We start from the raw sequence: 19,263 nt of genomic DNA on the forward strand, positions 1-19,263 counted from the left end.
TCCCACCGCAGGGCCCCTTAGTACTTCAGCAGGTTGGCGTCGTCGACGCTGGCCGAGCGCCGGGTCCGGAAGATGGACATGATGATCGCGAGGCCGACCACGACCTCCGCCGCGGCCACCACCATCACGAAGAACGACATGATCTGGCCGTTCAGGTCACCGTTGATCCGGCTGAAGGTGACCAGGGTCAGGTTGGCCGCGTTCAGCATCAGCTCGACGCACATGAACAGCACGATCGCGTTCCGGCGGACGAGCACCCCCACCGCACCGATGGTGAACAGCACCGCGGCGAGCACGAGATAGTAGTCCGGGGTCACCGGTCCGTCCCCTTCAACGTGGTCTCCTCGGCGGTCATCTCCCGGGCCGGCAGGATCTCCGGGATGCTGCGCTCGGTCAGCCGGCCGTCGGGCAGGCGGGCCGGCGTGGCCACCGAGGACGAGGTGGCGAAGACACCCGGGCCGGGCTTCGGGCCGGGGTAGTTGCCCGGGGCGAAGCGGGCCTTCATGGTGGCGATCTGGTCCATCTTGTCCTCCCGACGCCGCTCGATGTGCGCCAGCACCATCGCGCCGACCGCCGCCGTGATCAGCAGCGCCGAGGTCAGCTCGAAGGCGAAGACGTACTTGGTGAACAGCAGCCGGGCGATGCCCTGCACGTTGCCCTCGGCGTTGGCCTGCTCCAGGCCGACCGCCGAGACGCCGCCGAGGCCCCGGTAGAGGCCGCCGCCGACCAGGCCGGCGAAGCCGAGGCCGAGCACCACGGCGGCGATCCGCTGGCCGCGCAGGGTCTCGATCAGCGAGTCCGAGGAGTCCCGGCCGACCAGCATCAGCACGAACAGGAAGAGCATCATGATCGCGCCGGTGTAGACGATGATCTGCACCATGCCGATGAACGGCCCGGCCTGGAGGACGTAGAACACGCCCAGGCAGAGCATCGTCAGCACCAGCCAGAGCGCCGAGTGCACGGCGTTGCGGGCCGCGATCATGCCGATCGCGCCGAGCAGCGCCAACGGGGCGAGGATCCAGAAGGTGACCTCCTCGCCGCCGGAGACCCCGCCCGCCGCGGCGAGCACCGTCTGCGTGGTCATGCCTCGTCCCCCTTGCCCGCCGCCGCCCGCTGGGCCTGCTGCTCGGCGCCGGGGAAGGTCACCCCGGGGTGCTCCTCGACCTGGTAGCGACCGGGGCTGTTCGCCGCGTGCTCGGCCCCGGCGGAGGTGCCCGGGTTGCTCAGCGCGCCGACGTAGTAGTCCTTCTCGCTGTCGCCGAGCCGCATCGGGTGCGGCGGCTGCTCCATGCCCGGCAGCAGCGGCGCGAGCAGCTGCTCCTTCGTGAAGATCAGGTCCTGCCGGTTGTCCCGGGCCAGCTCGTACTCGTTGCTCATGGTGAGCGACCGGGTCGGGCAGGCCTCGATGCAGAGCCCGCAGAAGATGCAGCGGGCGTAGTTGATCTGGTAGATCGACGCGTGCCGCTCACCCGGGGACAGCCGGTTCTCCTCGGTGTTGTCCCCGCCCTCGACGTAGATCGCGTCGGCCGGGCAGGCCCAGGCGCACAGCTCGCAGCCGATGCACTTCTCCAGGCCGTCCGGGTGCCGGTTGAGGATGTGCCGCCCGTGGTAGCGCGGCGCCGAGACCGGCGGCTTGAACGGGTAGTCGGTCGTGACGACCTTCCTGAACATGTGCGAGAAGGTGACCCCGAAGCCCTTGAACGTTCCGGTGATCGCGCCCACGTCACACCTCCCTGGAGTCCGAGCCGGCGGCGACGTTGGCCGGCTCCCGCTCGGCGACCACGCGCTTGGTGCGCGGGCTCGGTGGCACTTGCAGGTCCATCGGTGGCAGCGGGAAGCTGCCGTGCGGACGGCTGTTGGCCTGCTCCTGGAGCGTCGGCTGCGGCTCCTTCTTGCGGCTCGGCCACAGCAGCGTCACCAGCAGCAGCACGCCCGCGCCGAGGCCCGTGGCGAGCAGCCGGTCCCGGGTCTGCCAGCCCTCGATCGAGCGCAGGCCGGCCAGGACCAGGATCCAGACCAGGTTGATCGGCAGCAGCACCTTCCAGCCGAACCGCATGAACTGGTCGTAGCGGAGCCGGGGCAGGGTGCCCCGCAGCCAGACGAAGACGAAGACCAGCGCCAGCACCTTGCCGAAGAACCAGAGCATCGGCCACCAGCCGGTGTTGGCGTCCGCCCACAGCGTGATCGGCCAGGGGGCCCGCCAGCCGCCGAGGAACAGCGTCGTGGTGACCGCGGACATGGTCACCATCGCCACGTACTCGCTGAGCATGAAGAGCGCGAACTTCAGCGAGCTGTATTCCGTCATGAAGCCGGCGACCAGCTCCGACTCGGCCTCGGGGAGGTCGAACGGCGCCCGGTTGGTCTCACCGACGGTGGCGATGAAGAAGATGATGAAGCTCGGCAGCAGCAGGATCGCGTACCAGCCGGGGGCCGGCACCTCGACGCCGGCGACGGTGAACCGGGTGGCGTCGCCCTGGGCGGCGACGATCCCGCTGGTCGACATCGTCCCGGCGGTCATGAACACCGCCACGATGCTCAGCCCCATCGCGACCTCGTAGGAGATCATCTGGGCGCTGGAGCGCAGGCCGCCGAGCAGCGGGTACGTCGAGCCGGAGGCCCAGCCGCCGAGCACGATGCCGTAGACGGCCAGCGACGAGCAGGCCAGCAGCACCAGCACCGCCACCGGCACGTCGGTGACCTGCAACGGCGTCCGGTGACCGAAGATGCTCACCATCGGGCCGAACGGGATCACCGACAGCGCGGTGACCGCGCAGACCACCGAGATGACCGGCGCGAAGAAGTAGACGACCTTGTCCGCCGCCTTCGGGAGGATGTCCTCCTTGAAGGCCATCTTCAGGCCGTCGGCGAGGGTCTGGAGCAGGCCGAACGGGCCGACCTGGTTGGGGCCGGGCCGTACCTGCATGTAGCCGACGACCCGCCGCTCGAACCAGACGCCGAGCAGCGTGGCCAGCAGGCCGAAGACGAAGGCGAACAGAACCTTGATCAGGACCAGCCACCACGGGTCCTTGCCGAAGTCGGCCAGCGTCGGGTCCTGCGCGAGGTAGACCGCGTTCACTGGGAAACACCCCCGGAGTTGAGGAGGGGACCCGGGCGGCCGGCGACGTCGGCGGCGACCGGGGCGGTCGCGGCGGGCGCGCTGATCCGTACCACCGTGCCGGACGTCGCGCCGAGGCCGCGCCGGACGGTGGAGCCGGGTGAGTTGGTCGGCAGCCAGACGACGCCGTCGGGCATCTCGGTGATCGCCGCCGGCAGGGTGATCGCCCCACGGTCGGTGCCCACCGTCACCGGGTCGCCGTCGGCGACGCCGAGGGCCTCCGCGGTGCCCTTGCCCAGCCGGGCCACCGGCGGGCGGGCCGTGCCGCCGAGGTGCTCGTCGCCGTCGGTCAGGCTGCCCAGGTCGACGAGCTGGTGCCAGGTGGCCAGCACGGCCTCCCCGGCGCCGGGCTGCGGCACCGTGGCCGGCTGCACCGACGGCGTGGACGGCCGGTCGGCCCGGGTCGGCGGCAGGCTGCCCAGCTCGCGGCGGACGCTGAGCACGTCGCCGGTGCCGAGCTGCACGTCGAGCAGCGCGGCGAGGGCGTCGAGCACCCGGCCGTCGGTCATCGCGGCGGTGCGCAGGACCGCCTCGAAGGGCCGCAGGCGACCCTCCCAGTCCAGGAAGCTGCCGGCCTTCTCGACCACCGGGGCGACCGGGAGGACCACGTCGGCCCGGCGGGCCACCGCGCTCATCCGCAGCTCCAGGCTGACCAGGAACGGCACCGCGTCGAGGGCCTGCTCGGCCAGCCGGGGGTCGGCCAGGTCGGCCGGGTCGACGCCGGCCACCACCAGCGCGCCGAGCTGGTCGCCCGCCGCCGCCGCGAGGATGGCGTCGGTGTCCCGGCCGGCCTGGCTCGGGATCACGCCGGCCGGGATGTCCCACGCCTCGCCCAGCTCGGCCCGCGCGGCCGGCTCGGTGACCGGACGGCCGCCGGGGAGCAGGTTGGGCAGGCAGCCCGCGTCGACCGCGCCCCGGTCGCCCGCGCGCCGCGGCACCCAGGCCAGCTTCGCGCCCGTACGCCGGGCCACGTCCGCCGCCGCCGACAGGCCGCCGGGCACCTCGCCCAGCCGCTCGCCGACGATCAGGATCGCGCCGGGGGTGCTCAGCGCCTCGGCCACCGTGGCGTGCTCGGCGAGCACGCTCGCCTCCTCGCCCGGCACCACCCGGGCCAGCTTGGCCCCGAGCTTCTCCAGGCCGCGGGTGGCGAACGGCGCGATCGCGTACACCGTCAGCTTCTTCTTCAGGTACGCCTTGCGCAGCCGCAGGAAGAGGATCGGGCACTCCTCCTCCGGCTCCAGGCCGACGAGCACCACGGCGGGGGCGTTCTCCACGTCCGCGTAGGTGACGTCGGTGCGCCCGGCGACCGAGCTGGCCAGGAAGTCGGACTCCTCGCGGGAGACCGGCCGGGCCCGGAAGTCGATGTCGTTGGTGCGCAGGGCGACCCGGGCGAACTTCGCGTACGCGTAGGCGTCCTCGACGGTGAGCCGGCCGCCGGTCAGCACCGCCGTGCCCCGGGCGGAGTCCCGGGCCGCGGCCAGCCCCTCGGCGGCGACGGTCAGCGCCTCGCTCCACGACGCCTCGCGCAGCTCACCGGTCTCGGCGTCGCGCACGAGCGGGTTGGTGATCCGGTCGAACGCGCGGGTGTACTGGAAGCCCCAGCGGCCCTTGTCGCAGTTCCACTCCTCGTTGACCTGCGGGTCGTCGCCGGCCAGCCGGCGCAGCACCTTGCCGCGCCGCCAGTCGGTGCGCTGGGCGCAGCCGGCCGAGCAGTGCTCGCAGACGCTGGGGCTGGAGACCAGGTCGAACGGGCGGGCCCGGAACCGGTACTGCGCGCCGGTCAGCGCGCCCACCGGGCAGATCTGCACGGTGTTGCCGGAGAAGTAGGAGTTGAACGGGACGTCGCCGCTGTCCTCGCCGGCCTCCGCGCCGTACTCCTCGTCCCGGTAGATGTTGATCTCCTCGGCGGACGACCGGCCCATCAGGTCGATGAACTTGTCGCCCGCGATCTCCTCGGAGAACCGGGTGCAGCGCTGGCAGAGCACGCAGCGCTCGCGGTCGAGCAGCACCTGGGTGCTGATCGGCAACGGCTTGGGGTATTCCCGCTTGTGCTCGTGGAACCGGGAGTCCGTGCGGCCGGTGGACATCGCCTGGTTCTGTAGCGGGCACTCGCCGCCCTTGTCACACATCGGGCAGTCGAGGGGGTGGTTCATGAGCAGCAGCTCCATGACCCCCTCCTGCGCCTTCTTGGCGACCGGCGAGGTGAGCTGGGTGCGCACCACCATGCCCTCGGCGACGGTCTGGGTGCAGGAGGCCACCGGCTTGCGCTGGCCCTCCACCTCGACCAGGCACTGCCGGCACGCGCCGGCCGGGGCCAGCAGCGGGTGGTCGCAGAAGCGCGGGATCTCGGTGCCCAGCTGCTCGGCGACCCGGATCAGCAGCGCGCCCTTGGGTGCGGTGACCTCGACGCCGTCGATGGTGAGCGTGACGGTCTCGGTCTGCTTGGCTACGTCGGTCATCAGTGCGCTCCCACCAGCTGCTTGTCCGACAGCTTCGGCGCGGTACGTCCCTCGATGTAGTCGAGGTAGTCCTGCTTGAAGTACTTCAGCGACGAGGTCACCGAGCTGGTCGCACCGTCACCCAGGCCGCAGAACGAGCGGCCGAGGATGTTGTCGCAGGTGTCGAGCAGGGTGTCCAGGTCCTCGTGGGTGCCCTGGCCGGCGAGGATCCGCCGGTAGACCCGGACCATCCAGTAGTTGCCCTCGCGGCACGGGGTGCACTTGCCGCACGACTCGTGGTGGTAGAACTCCAGCCACCGGTACGTCGCGTAGACCGGGCAGTCCTGGTCGGAGAAGAGCTGGGTGGCCGTGGTGCCCAGGATCGAGCCGGCCGCCGCCACCCCCTCGAAGTCCAGCGGCACGTCCAGGTGCTCGGCGGTGAGCAGCGGGGTGGACGAGCCGCCCGGGGTCCAGAACCGCAGGTTGTGGCCCGGCTGCATCCCGCCGGCCAGCTCCAGCAGCTCGCGCAGCGTGACGCCCATCGTGCACTCGTACTGGCCGGGGTTGGCGACCCGGCCGGAGAGCGAGTAGATCATCGGCCCGGACGACTTCTCCGTGCCCATGGTCTTCCACCAGTCGGCCCCGCCGAGCACGATGTACGGCACGCTGGCGATGGTGCCGACGTTGTTGACCACGGTGGGGCTGGCGTACAGGCCGTGGGTCGCCGGGAACGGCGGGCGCAGCCGCGGCTGGCCCCGGAAGCCCTCCAGCGAGTCCAGCAGCGCGGTCTCCTCGCCGCAGATGTACGCCCCCGCGCCCGAGTGCACCACCAGGTCCAGGTCGAACCCGGAGCCGAGGATGTTGCGCCCGAGGTAGCCCTTGGCGTACGCCTCCTGGACGGCGCTGCGCAGCCGGCGCGCGGCGTGCACCGCCTCGCCCCGGATGTAGATGTACGCCCGGCTGGCCCGGATCGCGTACGACCCGATGATCACGCCCTCGACCAGCGAGTGCGGGTCGTGGGTCATCAGCGGCAGGTCCTTGCAGGTGCCCGGCTCGCCCTCGTCGGCGTTGACCACCAGGTAGTGCGGCTTGCCGTCGCCCTGCGGGATGAAGCCCCACTTCAGGCCGGTCGGGAAGCCCGCGCCGCCGCGACCACGCAGCCCGGAGTCCTTGATGAGCTGGATCAGGTCGTCCGGGTGCGCCTTGAGCGCCTTGCGCAGGGCGGCGTAGCCGTCGAGCTTCTCGTAGGTGCCGATCCGCCAGGCGTCCGGCGACAGCCAACGCTTGGTGAGCACGGGGGTGAGCTTGGCCAGGGTCTCCGGCCGGGGAGTCGTCACTGCTGGGCCTCCGCTTCCTTGAGGGAGCGCTCCTGGGCTTCGGCGTCGTCGCCGGCGGGCTTGCGGTCGCCGGCCGGCGGGTTCGCGGCGGCGCCCGCGGCCTGGGCCTGCTGGGCGTCGCGCGGGACCGGGGGCGCCCCGTCGACCGGCACCGCCACCCCGGGCGCGGCCGGCGCGGGCTCGGGCTCGGCTGCCGGAGCCGGCTTCGCGGCCTGGGCCTTCGCCTCGGCGGCGGCCTTCTCGGCCTCGGCCTTCGCCTTCTCGGCATCCGCCTTCGCCTTGGCCTCGGCGGCGGCCCGGTCGGCCTCGGCCTTGCTCCGGATCGGGGTGTTCGGGTCGTAGCCCGGCACCGAGATGCCGTGCTGCTCGGCCAGCCGCAGGCCCCGCAGGGTGGGCTCGCCCGGGCCGCCGTCGGCGACCGCGCCCTCGCGCTCGTCGGCGAAGCCGGCGAGCTGCACCGACATCTCCTTCAGCGTGCAGAGCCGCGCGCCCCGGGTCGGCATCGGCCGGCCGCCGGCCCGCAGCTCCTCGACCACCCCGACCGCGGTCTGCGGGTCGACGCCGTCGAAGAAGTCGTAGTTGACCGTCATGACGGGGCCGTAGTCGCAGGCCGCGAGGCACTCGGCGTGCTCCAGGGTGACCTTGCCGTCGGCGGTGGTCTCGTCGTGCCCGACGCCCAGGTGCTCGGCGAGGGTGTCGTAGACCTCCTGCCCGCCCAGCACGTTGCACATGGTGTTGGTACAGACGCTGACCAGGTAGTCACCGGTCGGCCGGCGCTTGTACATCGTGTAGAAGGTGGCGACCGCGCCGACCTGGGCCTTGTTCAGGCCGAGCACCTCGGCGCAGAACTCGACGCCGGCCGGGGAGACGTACCCCTCCTCCGACTGCACCAGGTGCAGCAGCGGCAGCAGCGCCGACCGGGACCGGTCGGCCGGGTAGCGGGCGATGATCTCGCGCGCCCGCTCCCGCGTCTCGTCAGTGAAAGTCGTCGTCATCAGAGCCGCCTTCCGTTCGCGACTGCGGGGCTCGCAAGCTCACTCCTCGCGCTCACCTGTCACACCCACCCATCACGGGGTCCAGCGAGGCGCCGCCGGCGATCACGTCGGCGATCAGGCCGCCCTCGGCCATCGCCGGGAGGGCCTGGAGGTTGACGAAGCTCGGCTCCCGGTAGTGCACCCGGTAGGGCCGGGTGCCGCCGTCGGAGACCGCGTGCACGCCCAGCTCGCCCCGGGGCGACTCGATGCCCACGTACACCTGGCCGGGCGGGACCCGGAAGCCCTCGGTGACGAGCTTGAAGTGGTGGATCAGGGACTCCATCGACTGACCCATGATCTTGGCGACGTGCTCCAGCGAGTTGCCCATGCCGTCGACGCCGATGGCGAGCTGCGCCGGCCAGGCGATCTTGCGGTCGGCCACCATCACCGGGCCCGGCTTGAGCCGGTCGAGCGCCTGCTCGACGAGCTTCAGCGACTCCCGGATCTCGGCGACCCGCACCAGGTAGCGGCCCCAGACGTCGCCGTCCGGGTGGGTGGGCACGTCGAACTCGTAGGACTCGTAGCCGCAGTAGGGCATCGTCTTGCGCAGGTCCCAGGCGAGGCCGGCGGAGCGCAGCACCGGGCCGGTGACGCCCAGCGCCAGGCAGCCCGTCACGTCGAGCACCGCCACCTGCTTGGTGCGCTCGGTCCAGATCGGCTGGCCGGAGAGGAGGTCCTCGTACTCCTTGAGCTTCTTCGGCATCATCTTCAGGAAGTCGCGGATCTTGCGGATCGCGTCGTCCGGGACGTCCTGCGCCACGCCGCCCGGCCGGACGTACGCGTGGTTCATCCGCAGGCCGGTGATGGTCTCGAAGATGTCGAGGATGTACTCCCGCTCGCGGAAGCCGTACAGCATGATCGAGATCGCGCCCAGCTCCATGCCGGTGGTGGCCAGCCAGACCAGGTGCGACGAGATCCGGTTGAGCTCCATCATCAGGACCCGGATCGTGGTGGCCCGCTCGGTCACGTCGTCGGTGATGCCGAGCAGCTTCTCCACCGCGAGGCTGTAGGCCGTCTCGTTGAAGATCGGGGAGAGGTAGTCCATCCGGGTCACGAACGTCGAACCCTGCACCCAGTTGCGGTATTCGAGGTTCTTCTCGATGCCCGTGTGCAGGTAGCCGACGACCGACCGGGCCTCCCGGACGGTCTCGCCCTCCAGCTCCAGGATCAGCCGGAGCACGCCGTGCGTCGACGGGTGCTGCGGACCCATGTTGACGACGATCCGCTCGTCGTTGATCGGGTCCGTGCCGGAGACCACCTGGTCCCAGTCCCCACCGGTGACGGTGAAGACCTTGCCCTCGGTCGTCTCACGCTCGGTGGCGTAGTTCGACGTCGTCACTGGTAGGACCTCCTACGGTCCGGCGGCGGGATCTCCGCGCCCTTGTACTCGACGGGCACGCCGCCGAGCGGGTAGTCCTTGCGCTGCGGGTGCCCCTCCCAGTCGTCCGGCATGAGGATCCGGGTCAGGTTGGGGTGGCCGTCGAAGACGATGCCGAACATGTCGTACGCCTCCCGCTCCTGCCAGTCGGCGGTCGGGTAGACGGCGGTGACGCTCGGCAGGTGCGGGGCCTCGACGGAGACCGCGGCCTCCAGCCGCAGCCGGCGGCGGTAGGTCATGGAGGTGAGCTGGTAGACCACGTGCAGCCGGCGCTCGTCCGCGCCCAGGTAGTCCACGCCGGACACCGAGGAGCACAGCTCGAAGCGGAGGGCGAGGTCGTCGCGCAGCACCTGGCAGACCTCGGCGATGCGCTCCGGGCGCACGTGCAGGGTCAGCTCGCCCCGGTCGACCACGACCTTCTCGATCGCGTCGCCGAAGTCCGGGTACGCCTCCTCCAGCGCGTCGCGGACCTCGTCGAAGTAGCCCCCGTACGGCCGGGGGGTCTCCTCGATCGGCTGCTGCCGGCGGACCAGGCCGCCGAAGCCGGAGACGTCGCCGGTGCCGTGGGTGCCGAACATGCCGCGCCCGGCCGGGCTCGACGGCGGGTGCTCGGCCGGCGCGCCGCTGCTGGCACCGGCCGGCGTCACCGGCACGGGCAGGCCGCCGGTGCTGTTCCTGTCGTTCGGTGCGGTCACTTCGGGCCCCCGTGCGGGTGGAGGTGGTTCTGCGCGTTCATCCAGTTCTCGATCCGCAGCTGCTCCTCGCGCCCCTCGCGGACCGCCCGGGTCCACTCGGCGCGGCGGGCCTTGTCGTTGCGGTACGACGAGGGCATCGAGCCGTACGGCACGACGGGGACGTCGCCGCGCTCCTGGCGGGCCTGGAGCATCTTGCGGCCGTTCGGGCCCAGCGGCTCATACATGATCTTCTCGCGGAGCTTGAGGATCGCGTCGATGAGCATCTCCGGCCGGGGCGGGCAGCCCGGGAGGTACATGTCGACCGGGACGATGTGGTCGACGCCCTGCACGATGGCGTAGTTGTTGAACATGCCGCCGCTGCTGGCGCAGACGCCCATCGAGAGCACCCAGCGGGGCTCGGCCATCTGGTCGTAGATCTGGCGCAGGACCGGGGCCATCTTCTGGCTCACCCGGCCGGCGACGATCATCAGGTCCGCCTGGCGGGGCGAGGCGCGGAACACCTCCATGCCCCAGCGGCCCATGTCGTAGTGCGGGCCACCGGCGGCCATCATCTCGATGGCGCAGCAGGCCAGGCCGAAGGTGGCGCCCCAGACGGACGACTTCCGCGACCAGTTGACCAGCTTCTCCACGGAGGTGAGCAGGACGCCGGCGGGAAGCTTCTCCTCGATACCCATCTGACGTACCTCCCTCAGTCCCAGTCCAGGCCGCCGCGCCGCCACACGTAGGCGTACGCGACGAAGACCGCGACGATGAACAGGACCATCTCCACGAAGCCGAAGATCGGCAGGGCGTCGAACGAGACCGCCCAGGGGTAGAGGAAGATGATCTCGATGTCGAAGACGATGAAGAGCATCGCCGTCAGGTAGAACTTGATCGGGAACCGGCCGCCCCCGACGGGCTGCGGGCTGGGCTCGATGCCGCACTCGTACGCCTCGAGCTTGGCCTTGTTGTACCGGCGCGGGCCGGCGAAGCGGGCGGCGGCCACGGAGAACAGCGAGAACGCCGCGGCGAGGGCGAACAGCCCGATAATGGGTGCGTAAGGCGAGAGCGTCATCGTGGTCTCCTGCTCGTCCTTCCCTGCCCTCGGCGGTGGTGGGCCAAAATCACACTATTCACGTCCCTCACGACGGCTGTCGGCGGGGGTCGATCTCTGCCTGGCCGGTGTCCTCGTCGACCTCGGCCTCGACGGCTCACACGGCGGGTGCCGCCTTCGTCATCGCGTTGATGACCCGGTCCATGGCGTCCCCGCCGCGCGGGTCGGTCAGGTTGGCCAGCAGCTTGAGCACGAAGCGCATGAGGGCGGGGTGCGGCATGCCGTGCTTCGTGGCGACCCGCATGATCTCCGGACGGCCGATCAGCTTCACGAAGATGCCGCCGAGCCGGTAGTAGCCGCCGAAGCGGGCCTTCAGCTCCTGCGGGTAGGCCTGTAGCGCCCGCTCCCGCTCGGCGCCGGCCGGCCGGGCGAGGGCCTGCACCGCGACCTCGGCGGCCAGCTCGCCGGACTCCATCGCGTAGGCGATGCCCTCGCCGTTGAACGGGTTGACCATGCCGCCGGAGTCGCCGACCAGCAGGACGCCCCGGGTGTAGTGCGGCACCCGGTTGAAGCCCATCGGCAGCGCCGCGCCGAGGATCGGCCCCTCGGCGTTCGTCTCGTCGGTCAGCCCCCACTCCTCGGGGGTGTTGGCCAGCCAGTCGGTGAGCAGCCGCCGGTAGTTGGTCTTGCCGAAGGCGGTGGAGGAGTTGAGGATGCCCAGGCCGGCGTTGACCCGCCCGTCGCCGAGGCCGAAGATCCAGCCGTAGCCGGGCAGCAGCTCGCCGTTGCCCTTGCCGCGCAGCTCCAGCCACGACTCCAGGTAGTCGTCGTCGTGCTTGGCGGGCGAGCGGTAGTAGCGCCGGACGGCCACGCCGATCGGCCGGTCCTCGCGCTTGGCCAGCCCGAGGGCGAGCGGGAAGCGGCCGGAGACGCCGTCGGCCGCGACCACCAGCGGCGCGCGGAAGGTGGCGGGCTCCTTCTCCGGGCCGACCTCGGCCACCACGCCGATCACCCGGTCGTCGGCGTCGAGCACCGGGCCGGTGACGTTGACGCTGGTGCGCAGCTTCGCCCCGGCCGAGACGGCGCGCTGGGCGAGCAGGTCGTCGAAGTCGAGCCGGGTGCGGACCAGCCCGTAGTTGGGGAAGCTGGCCAGGTCGGGCCAGTCCAGCTCCAGCCGGACGCCGCCGCCGATCACCCGCAGGCCCCGGTTGTGCAGCCAGCCCGCCTCGGTCGAGGTGTCCACGCCCATCCGGATGAGCTGCCGGACCGCGCGCGGGGTCAGCCCGTCGCCGCAGACCTTCTCCCGGGGGAACTCGGTCTTCTCCAGCAGCAGCACCCGGACGCCGTGCCGCGCCAGGTGGTACGCCGTCGCCGAGCCACCGGGACCGGCGCCCACGACGATCACGTCGGCGTCGTTCTCCACCGCGGTCATCTGCGCCTCCTCCCCATGCTCGTGAAATGCTTCACAAGCCAGTCGGGTGGAGTCTATGACCGACGTGACACGCGCGCCTGGTTAGGTGGCCCTAACTTGCCGAGGTGAGGGCCACCAAGGTCCACTTCGGTCGTCAGCGCGGGACGGGAACGGTGGCGTTCGGCCCGGCATCGGCTACGGCGTCCAGTCCGGCGTCGGCCCGGATCGACTCGGGCAGGTGTTCGCGCAGCGCGCCGCCGGCCACCCGGTCGAGCGCGGCCAGCACCTCGGCGACCACGCGACGCACGTCGGCGGGATCGGCCCCGGCGAGGTCCCGGAGCTGCGCGACCAGCTCCGCCGCGTCGTCGTCGGGCGGCGCGCCGCCCGCCTGGTCTGCTCCGGTCATGCCGCGAGCCTAAGCGGCAAAGTGGACTATTTCCCCACAATTGGTAAAGGTGTGGGCGACTCGGGTCAGGCGCGGCGGGTCGCGCGGTGCAGCGCCACGACGCCGCCCGTGAGGTTGCGCCACGCCACCCGCTCCCAGCCGGTCGCGCCGATCCGCCCGGCCAGGGCCGGCTGGTCCGGCCACGCCCGGATCGACTCGGCCAGGTAGACGTACGCCTCCGGGTTGCTCGCCACCGTGCGGGCCACCGCCGGCAACGACCGCATCAGGTACGACAGGTAGACCGTCCGGAAGGCGGGGTTGACCGGGGTGCTGAACTCGCAGACCACCAGCCGGCCGCCGGGCCGGGTGACCCGGGCCAGCTCGCGCAGCGCGGCGTCGGTGTCCGACACGTTGCGCAGCGCGAAGGAGATGGTCACCGCGTCGAAGCTGGCGTCGGCGAAGGGCAGCCGCAGCGCGTCACCGGCCAGCAGCGGCACCGTCGGGCGGGACCGCTTGCCGGCGTGCAGCATGCCGAGGGAGAGGTCGACGCCGACCGCGTACGCGCCGGGCTGGGACAGCTCCTCCGTGGAGACGCCGGTGCCCGCGCCCACGTCCAGCACCCGGTCGCCGGGGCCGAGCCCCAGGGCCGCCCGGGTGGCCCGCCGCCACGAGCGGTCCTGCCCGAAGGAGAGGACCGTGTTGGTCAGGTCGTAGCGGGCCGCCACCCCGTCGAACATCGCGGCGACCTCGTGCGGCTGCTTGTCCAGGCTGGCGCGCTGGCCCTGCGGGGTACGGCTCACCCCTCCACTCTGCCAGCCGCCGCCCGGACGCGGTACGGGCGGGGTGGTCGCCCACCCCGCCCGTACCGTCGCGCCCGGTCGCTGACCGGCTGTCGTGCCCCGGGTCAGTCGGTCGACTTCTCGTCGCCCGGCGTGACCAGCACCACCCGGCGGCGGCGGGCCAGCATGAGCAGCACGCCGCCGGCCAGCAGCACGGCCGCGCCGACGCCACCGATCAGGCCGGCCTGCACACCGGTCACCGGCAGCCCGCCGCCACCGCCGTCGCTCGGCGAGGGGGTGACGCCCGGCCCGCCGGAGGGCGACGCGGTCGGCGTGGCGCTCGGCTCACCGGTCGGGGTGGGCGTGGGGGTGGGCTGGGCCGACAGGTCCACGAACACGTCGAAGACGGCCTGGTTGTCGACCTCGTCCGTCTCGGCGAAGGCGCGACGCTGCGCCGAGGAGGCGACGCGCGGCTCCTCCTCGGGCTCGCCCTCCGCCCCGTCCAGCCCGTACGCGAACAGCTCGCCCGGGCGCAGGACCGGCTCGGCCGCGTCCTCGGCGACCTTCACCTGCACGTCGTCGGTGTAGTACTCGCCCGGCTTCACCACCGCGCCCGCGTCCTCGCAGAGCGCCTGGGCCAGCCCGCCGATCTCCTGCTCGACGCAGTTGTCGGGGAGCTTCGCGAAGCTGACCTTCGCCGGCAGGGTGAGCATGTAGAAGATGCCCGTCGCCCGGCGGCTGCCGTCGTTGTAGACCGCCCAGTCCAGCGGGGCGGTGCCGCCGCGCGGGATCGGCTTGAGGTCCGGCTCGCTGTTCTGCGCGCCGTCGACCACGACGTTGGCGTACCCGTCCTGCACCCAGGAGGTGAGGTCGTAGCCGGGGCGGGTCACGGTGATGTCGACGGTCTCGGAGTTGTCGTCGGCGTTCGGGTCGGCGGTCGCCGAGGTGATCGTCACCTTCAGCGAGCCGCCCTTGCCCCGAAGGCCCGTGCTGAACAGCGGGATGCCGAAGTCCTCGGTGGTGCCCCCGGCCAGGTCGCCGAGCAGGCAGGTGAACGTGGTGCCGGCGACGTCGCAGCCCTGCGGGACGACGAAGCCGACCCGCTGGGTCAGCCCCTTCGTCTCCACGGTGACCCGGACGTCGCGGGCCACGGCCGAGCTGCGGGTGTTGTCGACGGTGAACTTGAAGGGCTTGGCCTTGGCCGCCTGCACGCCCCGGGCCAGGTTCTGGCTGAGCGGGACGAGCGCCAGGTCGGCCTGGTCGGCCGCCTGCGCCGGGGCGGCGGCGGTGGCGAGGCCACCGGCGGCCAGCAGCGCCGCGGCGCCGACACGGGCCAGCGCCGAACGGTGGAACGAGGTCATTGATCCCCCGAGACAGGAAAGAGGGAGGTTGCGGAATCGAGCGGACGTTATCCGAGGTAGATCGTTCGCGCCAGCGGCGGCACGGGTTGTTCACCGCTTCGACCACGGCCCGTACCGACAGTGAGGGCGGGATGGTCGCCCATCCCGCCCTCGCTGCGGTGCGTTATGTGAACGGCCCTCATGGGCCGATGGAGGATGTGGCCCGCCGGCCGTTCCACCTCGGCCGACCCGCTCCGACCTGCGTCGGAGGGTGCGCGCCGCACGTTATCGGCCGCTGGGCGACGCCGCCACCCCCCGCGCCGACGATGCCCGGACCATACGTTCGGTCACCTTCAGGGATTGTCGGGATTCGCCGCTTGTGGGGCGGGCCCGCAACCAGGCGCGTCCCCCGAACGGCGACCACTAATGGCCTCCCGACGACAGGTCACGGGACTTTCGGGCGGTCACGCTACGGGACCGCCGTCGACACCGTGCGTCACGGTCGGGTGCGGCCCGGGGATCGCCTCCCGTCAGCGGGCGTCGACCAGCGGCAGGGTCTTCCCGACCCCGCCGCCCGGCAGCGCGATCGAGGAGAAGTGCGAGACCACCCGGTCGTCGGTCGGGTCGTCGGCCGGGGTGTGGTGCACCGCGAGCCGGCGGTAGAGGGTGTCCCGCTGGGCGGGGATGCGGTCCGCCGACCGGATCATGCCGATCAGCTCGTGCAGGTTGGACCGGTGCCGCGCGCCCGCCGAGGAGATCACGTTCTCCTCCAGCATGATCGAGCCGAGGTCGTCCACGCCCATGTGCAGGGCGAGCTGGCCGACGTCCTTGCCGGTGGTCAGCCAGGACGCCTGAAGGTGCGGCACCGTCTCGAAGAAGAGCCGGGAGACCGCGACCAGGCGCAGGTATTCCAGCGTCGTCGCCTGGGTGCGCCCCTTGAGGTGGTTGTTCTCCGGCTGGTACGTCCACGGGATGAACGCCCGGAAGCCCCTGGTGCGGTCCTGCACGTCGCGGATCATCCGCAGGTGCTCGATCCGCTCGGCGGCCGTCTCGCCGGTGCCCATCATCATCGTGGCGGTCGACTCCAGGCCCTGCCGGTGGGCCAGCTCCATGACCTCCAGCCAGCGCGCGCCGGACTCCTTGAGCGGGGCGATCGCCCTACGCGGCCGGTCCGGCAGCATCTCCGCGCCGGCCCCGGCGATCGAGTCGAGCCCGGCCGCCTTGATCCGCGCGATCGCCTCGTCGAGGCTCACGCCGGAGACCTTGGCCATGTGCAGGATCTCGCTCGGCCCGATGGAGTGGATGGCGAGCTGCGGGTACGCCTGCTTGACCGAGGAGAACAGCTCCTCGTAGTACTCCACGCCGTAGTCGGGGTGGTGGCCGCCCTGGAGCATGACCTGGGTCGCGCCCAGCTCGACCGCCTCGCCGCAGCGGCGCAGGATCTCCTCGGTCGGGTGGGTCCACCCCTCCTTGTGCTTGGGCGCACGGTAGAAGGCGCAGAACTTGCACGCCGTCACGCAGACGTTCGTGTAGTTGATGTTGCGGTCGATCAGGTAGGTGACGATGTTGTCGGGGTAGCGCCGCCGACGCACCGCGTCGGCCGCCTCACCGAGGGCGTGGAAGGGCGCCTCGGTGTAGAGCAGCAGGGCCTCCTCGGGCGTGATCCGCCCGCCGTCCGCGCCGCGTTGCAGGATGTCGTCGATCTCCCGGCTCACCGTCACGCCTCCGAGCGTACGCCGGACAGCCGTCCAGGGCCGCAGGGGAGCGCGCCGCCGTGACGCGTTCCGCACCCCGCCGCCCCGCCGCTGGCGCTGTCGCCGACCCACGCCGATGTTGGACAATTCCTGTCAGCTCCCGACAGCAACTGTCCAAGTTCCGGGGGGTTCCGCCACCGGCGCGGCGGCCGGGGCCGTCGCCCGCCGGTCAGGCCCGGCCCGGCAGGCCGGCTACGAAGGCGGTCCAGGCCCGCCGGTCGAAGGCCAGCACCGGCCCGGCCGGGTCCTTCGAGTCGCGTACGCCCACCGCCCGCGCCGTCTCCGCCACCTCCACGCAGTTGGCGTTGGATCCGCTGCGGGTCGACTTGCGCCAGGTCGCGCCGGACAGCTCGGGGGTGGTCATCCTCGGCTCACTCTCGCTCGTGCTCCGCCGCGTAACGCGCGACGAGCGCCACCGAATCGACGGGGCTCAACGCCGCCTCGGCCAGCCTATCCGCCTCCCGCCGGAAGTGCGCCACCTGCGCGGCCTCCTCCAGGAACAACCCGGTCAGCTTGTGGTCGAGATAGACCACCGACCGGTTGCGCGGGAAGTCGAAGAGCGCGAACGAGCCGTCCAGGCCGGTGTGCGCGCCAGCCGCCAGCGGCACCACCCGCAGCGTCACCGTCGGCCGCTCGGCCGCCTCGACCAGGTGCCGGAGCTGCCGGGCCATCACCCGGGGGCCGCCGAGCGCCCGGCGCAACACCGCCTCGTCGAGCAACGCGTGGAGCGCGGGCGGGTTGGGGCGGCTCAGGATCGCCTGCCGGCCCAGCCGGGCCGCCACCCGCCCCTGCGCGTCTGCGGGCGGCACCCCGCAGCCGACCATCACGGCGTGGGCGTAGTCCGGGGTCTGCAACAGACCTGGCACCAGCAGCGGCTCCCAGTTCACGATGCCGACCGCCTCGGCCTCCAGCCGGATCAGCGTGCGCGACTCGTCGGACAGCCCGCCGATCGCCTCCCACCAGCCGGTCTCGGCCGACCGCTCGGCCATGGCGAGCAGCCGCTTGCGCTCCTCCCCGGTGATGCCGTAGATCACCAGCAGCGAGGCGACGTCGGCGGCCTGGATGCCCTGGATGCCGGTCTCCATCCGGGACAGCTTGGACGCCTGCCAGTCCAGCCGGGTCGCCACCTGCCGCAGCGGCAACCCGCGCGCCTTCCGCAGTTCGCGCAGCTCGCCGCCGAGCCCACGCCCGACGACCGTCGGCAGATTCGCCTTGGCCATGCCGTCCCCTCCACCACCCCGCCGGCCGTCACTCTGACGACACGCGCCGTGGCATTGAGTATTGACTCCAGGCAGCTAGAAAGCAACTATGGCAAGCAACGTTGCCAACCTCCGTCGCCACGAATTGAGGAGTTGCGATGCGGACCATTCAGCCCACCTGGCTGCGGCCGTACGATCCGGCGGACTCGCCCGGCCCCATCCCGTCCGTTGTCGAACGCTTCCGCCGCCGGCGGCGGGACGAGCCGGAGCCACCCACCGAGGCGGAGCGGGAAGCCGCCCGCTACACGGTGGTGCTGGTGCCGCCCGACGCAGCCGAGGCGCTCGGCGACGACCGGGGCGAGGTCGGCCTGCACCTGTTCTGCGACGACGACTGGGATCACCAGCCGGCACACCTGGACGACGCGGCCAAGATGATCGGGGATGCCTGCGGCGAGCCGGTCGTCCTCACGGAGCACCACTCCGACCTCACCTACTGGACCGCACACCTACGCGAGCGCTGAAGCCCGCGCCGCACCTCGCACCCTCGACAGATAGGAGATCTTGGAAGAAAGAGGCCCCTCCAGGGGCCGGAATCTTCCAAGATTCGACCGGTCCAGGCTCGCGCCCGCCCCGGTGCCGGGTGGCGCGTCAGCGGAGGGTGAGGTCGGTGGCGGGGAAGTCGTACCAGGACAGGTCGAGCGACGAGCCGGCCTGCGGCGCGACCGGGAACACGGCCCAACTGGCCAGGTCGCGGCCGGGCGCGAGTTCGATCGACTCGCCGGGGCGAGTGGAGCAGTAGGTGCTCTCCGGGCGCACGGTCCGGCCGTCGGCCAGGGTGAGCAGCACCAGCTCGCGGTCCTCGGCGACGGGCGAGCACTCCAGCGCCCAGGGGGCCGTCGCCGAACCGTTGCGGTAGCGGACGTTCAGCCGCAGCTTGCTCCCGGTCACCTCGGCGCTGACCAGGGTGACCGTCATCGACGCCTGGTCGTAGAAGGTCCGGTCGAGCCGGTACGTCCGCGATCCCCCGCCTGAGGAGCCGGAGGAAGAGGAATCGGACGAACCCGTGGGAGTGCCGGACGACGGACGTGCCGGCTGGTCGGCCGGGTCGGCTCCCCCGCTGGCCTCGGGGCCGCCCGTCTGCCGGCCCGCGTCCACGGTGCTGCCGGCGTCCACGATGCGGTCCGTCGTCGCGCCGTCGCCCCGGGTGGCCAGGTAGGTGCCGCCGACCGCTCCGACGACCGCCACACAGGCCAGTACGACGACCAACGTGCCGACGTGCCTCTTCTCCATCATCGCTCCCAGTCCGACCGGCGCTGCTGGCGTGACCGTAACAAAGCCTGGCCAGCCGCCGTCGGGGCCGACTTC

At 72.0% G+C, this 19,263-nt stretch carries 20 protein-coding genes; 1 reads left to right on the top strand and 19 read right to left on the bottom strand.

Features of this window, described 5'->3' with window-relative positions; genetic code table 11:
- Positions 1-17: 17 nt before the first annotated feature.
- The 18 genes from nuoK to HDA31_RS27920 all read right to left on the bottom strand — a co-directional run bounded on the left by nuoK (position 18) and on the right by HDA31_RS27920 (position 17,919).
- Positions 18-317, bottom strand: a complete 300-nt coding sequence (nuoK, locus tag HDA31_RS27835) for an NADH-quinone oxidoreductase subunit NuoK (protein WP_007074133.1) — start codon at positions 315-317, stop codon at positions 18-20.
- Positions 314-1,084: an NADH-quinone oxidoreductase subunit J gene (locus HDA31_RS27840; protein ID WP_178062978.1), complete on the bottom strand. Its 771-nt coding sequence runs from the start codon at positions 1,082-1,084 to the stop codon at positions 314-316. Before HDA31_RS27840 ends, nuoK begins: the two co-directional genes overlap by 4 nt.
- Positions 1,081-1,722: an NADH-quinone oxidoreductase subunit NuoI gene (gene nuoI, locus HDA31_RS27845; protein ID WP_074475428.1), complete on the bottom strand. Its 642-nt coding sequence runs from the start codon at positions 1,720-1,722 to the stop codon at positions 1,081-1,083. Before nuoI ends, HDA31_RS27840 begins: the two co-directional genes overlap by 4 nt.
- A gap of 1 nt (position 1,723) precedes the next feature.
- Positions 1,724-3,076, bottom strand: a complete 1,353-nt coding sequence (gene nuoH, locus HDA31_RS27850; protein WP_178062977.1) for an NADH-quinone oxidoreductase subunit NuoH — start codon at positions 3,074-3,076, stop codon at positions 1,724-1,726.
- Positions 3,073-5,574 (bottom strand): NADH-quinone oxidoreductase subunit G, encoded by a 2,502-nt coding sequence (locus tag HDA31_RS27855; protein WP_178062976.1) that lies wholly within the window; start codon positions 5,572-5,574, stop codon positions 3,073-3,075. The genes nuoH and HDA31_RS27855 overlap by 4 nt, the downstream gene beginning before the upstream one ends.
- The gene (gene nuoF / locus HDA31_RS27860) at positions 5,574-6,890 is read right to left on the bottom strand and encodes an NADH-quinone oxidoreductase subunit NuoF (protein WP_043961427.1); all 1,317 of its coding nucleotides are present in this window, start codon (positions 6,888-6,890) and stop codon (positions 5,574-5,576) included. The genes HDA31_RS27855 and nuoF overlap by 1 nt, the downstream gene beginning before the upstream one ends.
- Positions 6,887-7,885, bottom strand: a complete 999-nt coding sequence (gene nuoE / locus HDA31_RS27865) for an NADH-quinone oxidoreductase subunit NuoE (RefSeq protein ID WP_178062975.1) — start codon at positions 7,883-7,885, stop codon at positions 6,887-6,889. Before nuoE ends, nuoF begins: the two co-directional genes overlap by 4 nt.
- 52 nt (positions 7,886-7,937) lie before the next feature.
- Positions 7,938-9,263 (bottom strand): NADH-quinone oxidoreductase subunit D, encoded by a 1,326-nt coding sequence (locus tag HDA31_RS27870; RefSeq protein ID WP_178062974.1) that lies wholly within the window; start codon positions 9,261-9,263, stop codon positions 7,938-7,940.
- Positions 9,260-9,997: an NADH-quinone oxidoreductase subunit C gene (locus tag HDA31_RS27875; protein WP_074475433.1), complete on the bottom strand. Its 738-nt coding sequence runs from the start codon at positions 9,995-9,997 to the stop codon at positions 9,260-9,262. The genes HDA31_RS27870 and HDA31_RS27875 overlap by 4 nt, the downstream gene beginning before the upstream one ends.
- Positions 9,994-10,671: a NuoB/complex I 20 kDa subunit family protein gene (locus HDA31_RS27880; RefSeq protein WP_007074124.1), complete on the bottom strand. Its 678-nt coding sequence runs from the start codon at positions 10,669-10,671 to the stop codon at positions 9,994-9,996. Before HDA31_RS27880 ends, HDA31_RS27875 begins: the two co-directional genes overlap by 4 nt.
- Positions 10,672-10,685: 14 nt before the next feature.
- The gene (locus HDA31_RS27885) at positions 10,686-11,051 is read right to left on the bottom strand and encodes an NADH-quinone oxidoreductase subunit A (RefSeq protein ID WP_043961418.1); all 366 of its coding nucleotides are present in this window, start codon (positions 11,049-11,051) and stop codon (positions 10,686-10,688) included.
- 136 nt (positions 11,052-11,187) lie between these two features.
- Positions 11,188-12,462, bottom strand: a complete 1,275-nt coding sequence (locus HDA31_RS27890; protein WP_074475434.1) for a geranylgeranyl reductase family protein — start codon at positions 12,460-12,462, stop codon at positions 11,188-11,190.
- A 133-nt stretch (positions 12,463-12,595) separates the two neighbouring features.
- A complete protein-coding gene (locus HDA31_RS27895; protein ID WP_178062973.1) occupies positions 12,596-12,847 on the bottom strand; it encodes a hypothetical protein in 252 nt (83 codons plus the stop codon).
- 65 nt (positions 12,848-12,912) lie between these two features.
- Positions 12,913-13,626 (bottom strand): demethylmenaquinone methyltransferase, encoded by a 714-nt coding sequence (locus tag HDA31_RS27900; protein ID WP_074475436.1) that lies wholly within the window; start codon positions 13,624-13,626, stop codon positions 12,913-12,915.
- Between the two features lie 104 nt (positions 13,627-13,730).
- A complete protein-coding gene (locus tag HDA31_RS27905; protein ID WP_074475437.1) occupies positions 13,731-14,966 on the bottom strand; it encodes a cell wall anchor protein in 1,236 nt (411 codons plus the stop codon).
- 509 nt (positions 14,967-15,475) lie between these two features.
- Positions 15,476-16,666 (bottom strand): cyclic dehypoxanthinyl futalosine synthase, encoded by a 1,191-nt coding sequence (gene mqnC, locus HDA31_RS27910; RefSeq protein ID WP_178062972.1) that lies wholly within the window; start codon positions 16,664-16,666, stop codon positions 15,476-15,478.
- 202 nt (positions 16,667-16,868) lie between these two features.
- Complete coding sequence (locus tag HDA31_RS27915) at positions 16,869-17,063, bottom strand: DUF397 domain-containing protein (RefSeq protein ID WP_178062971.1); 195 nt, start codon at positions 17,061-17,063, stop codon at positions 16,869-16,871.
- A gap of 7 nt (positions 17,064-17,070) precedes the next feature.
- Positions 17,071-17,919 (bottom strand): helix-turn-helix domain-containing protein, encoded by an 849-nt coding sequence (locus tag HDA31_RS27920; RefSeq protein WP_178062970.1) that lies wholly within the window; start codon positions 17,917-17,919, stop codon positions 17,071-17,073.
- A 137-nt stretch (positions 17,920-18,056) separates the two neighbouring features.
- On the opposite strand from HDA31_RS27920, the gene HDA31_RS27925 reads away from it, so the two are divergent.
- Positions 18,057-18,419: a hypothetical protein gene (locus HDA31_RS27925; RefSeq protein ID WP_178062969.1), complete on the top strand. Its 363-nt coding sequence runs from the start codon at positions 18,057-18,059 to the stop codon at positions 18,417-18,419.
- Positions 18,420-18,546: 127 nt separating this feature from the next.
- Here the strand turns inward: HDA31_RS27925 and HDA31_RS27930 are convergent, their stop codons facing one another.
- Positions 18,547-19,188: a hypothetical protein gene (locus HDA31_RS27930; RefSeq protein WP_178062968.1), complete on the bottom strand. Its 642-nt coding sequence runs from the start codon at positions 19,186-19,188 to the stop codon at positions 18,547-18,549.
- Positions 19,189-19,263 lie beyond the last annotated feature (75 nt).

It is taken from the genome of Micromonospora carbonacea (genome assembly GCF_014205165.1).
In the GTDB taxonomy this organism is placed as follows: Bacteria; Actinomycetota; Actinomycetes; order Mycobacteriales; family Micromonosporaceae; genus Micromonospora; species Micromonospora carbonacea.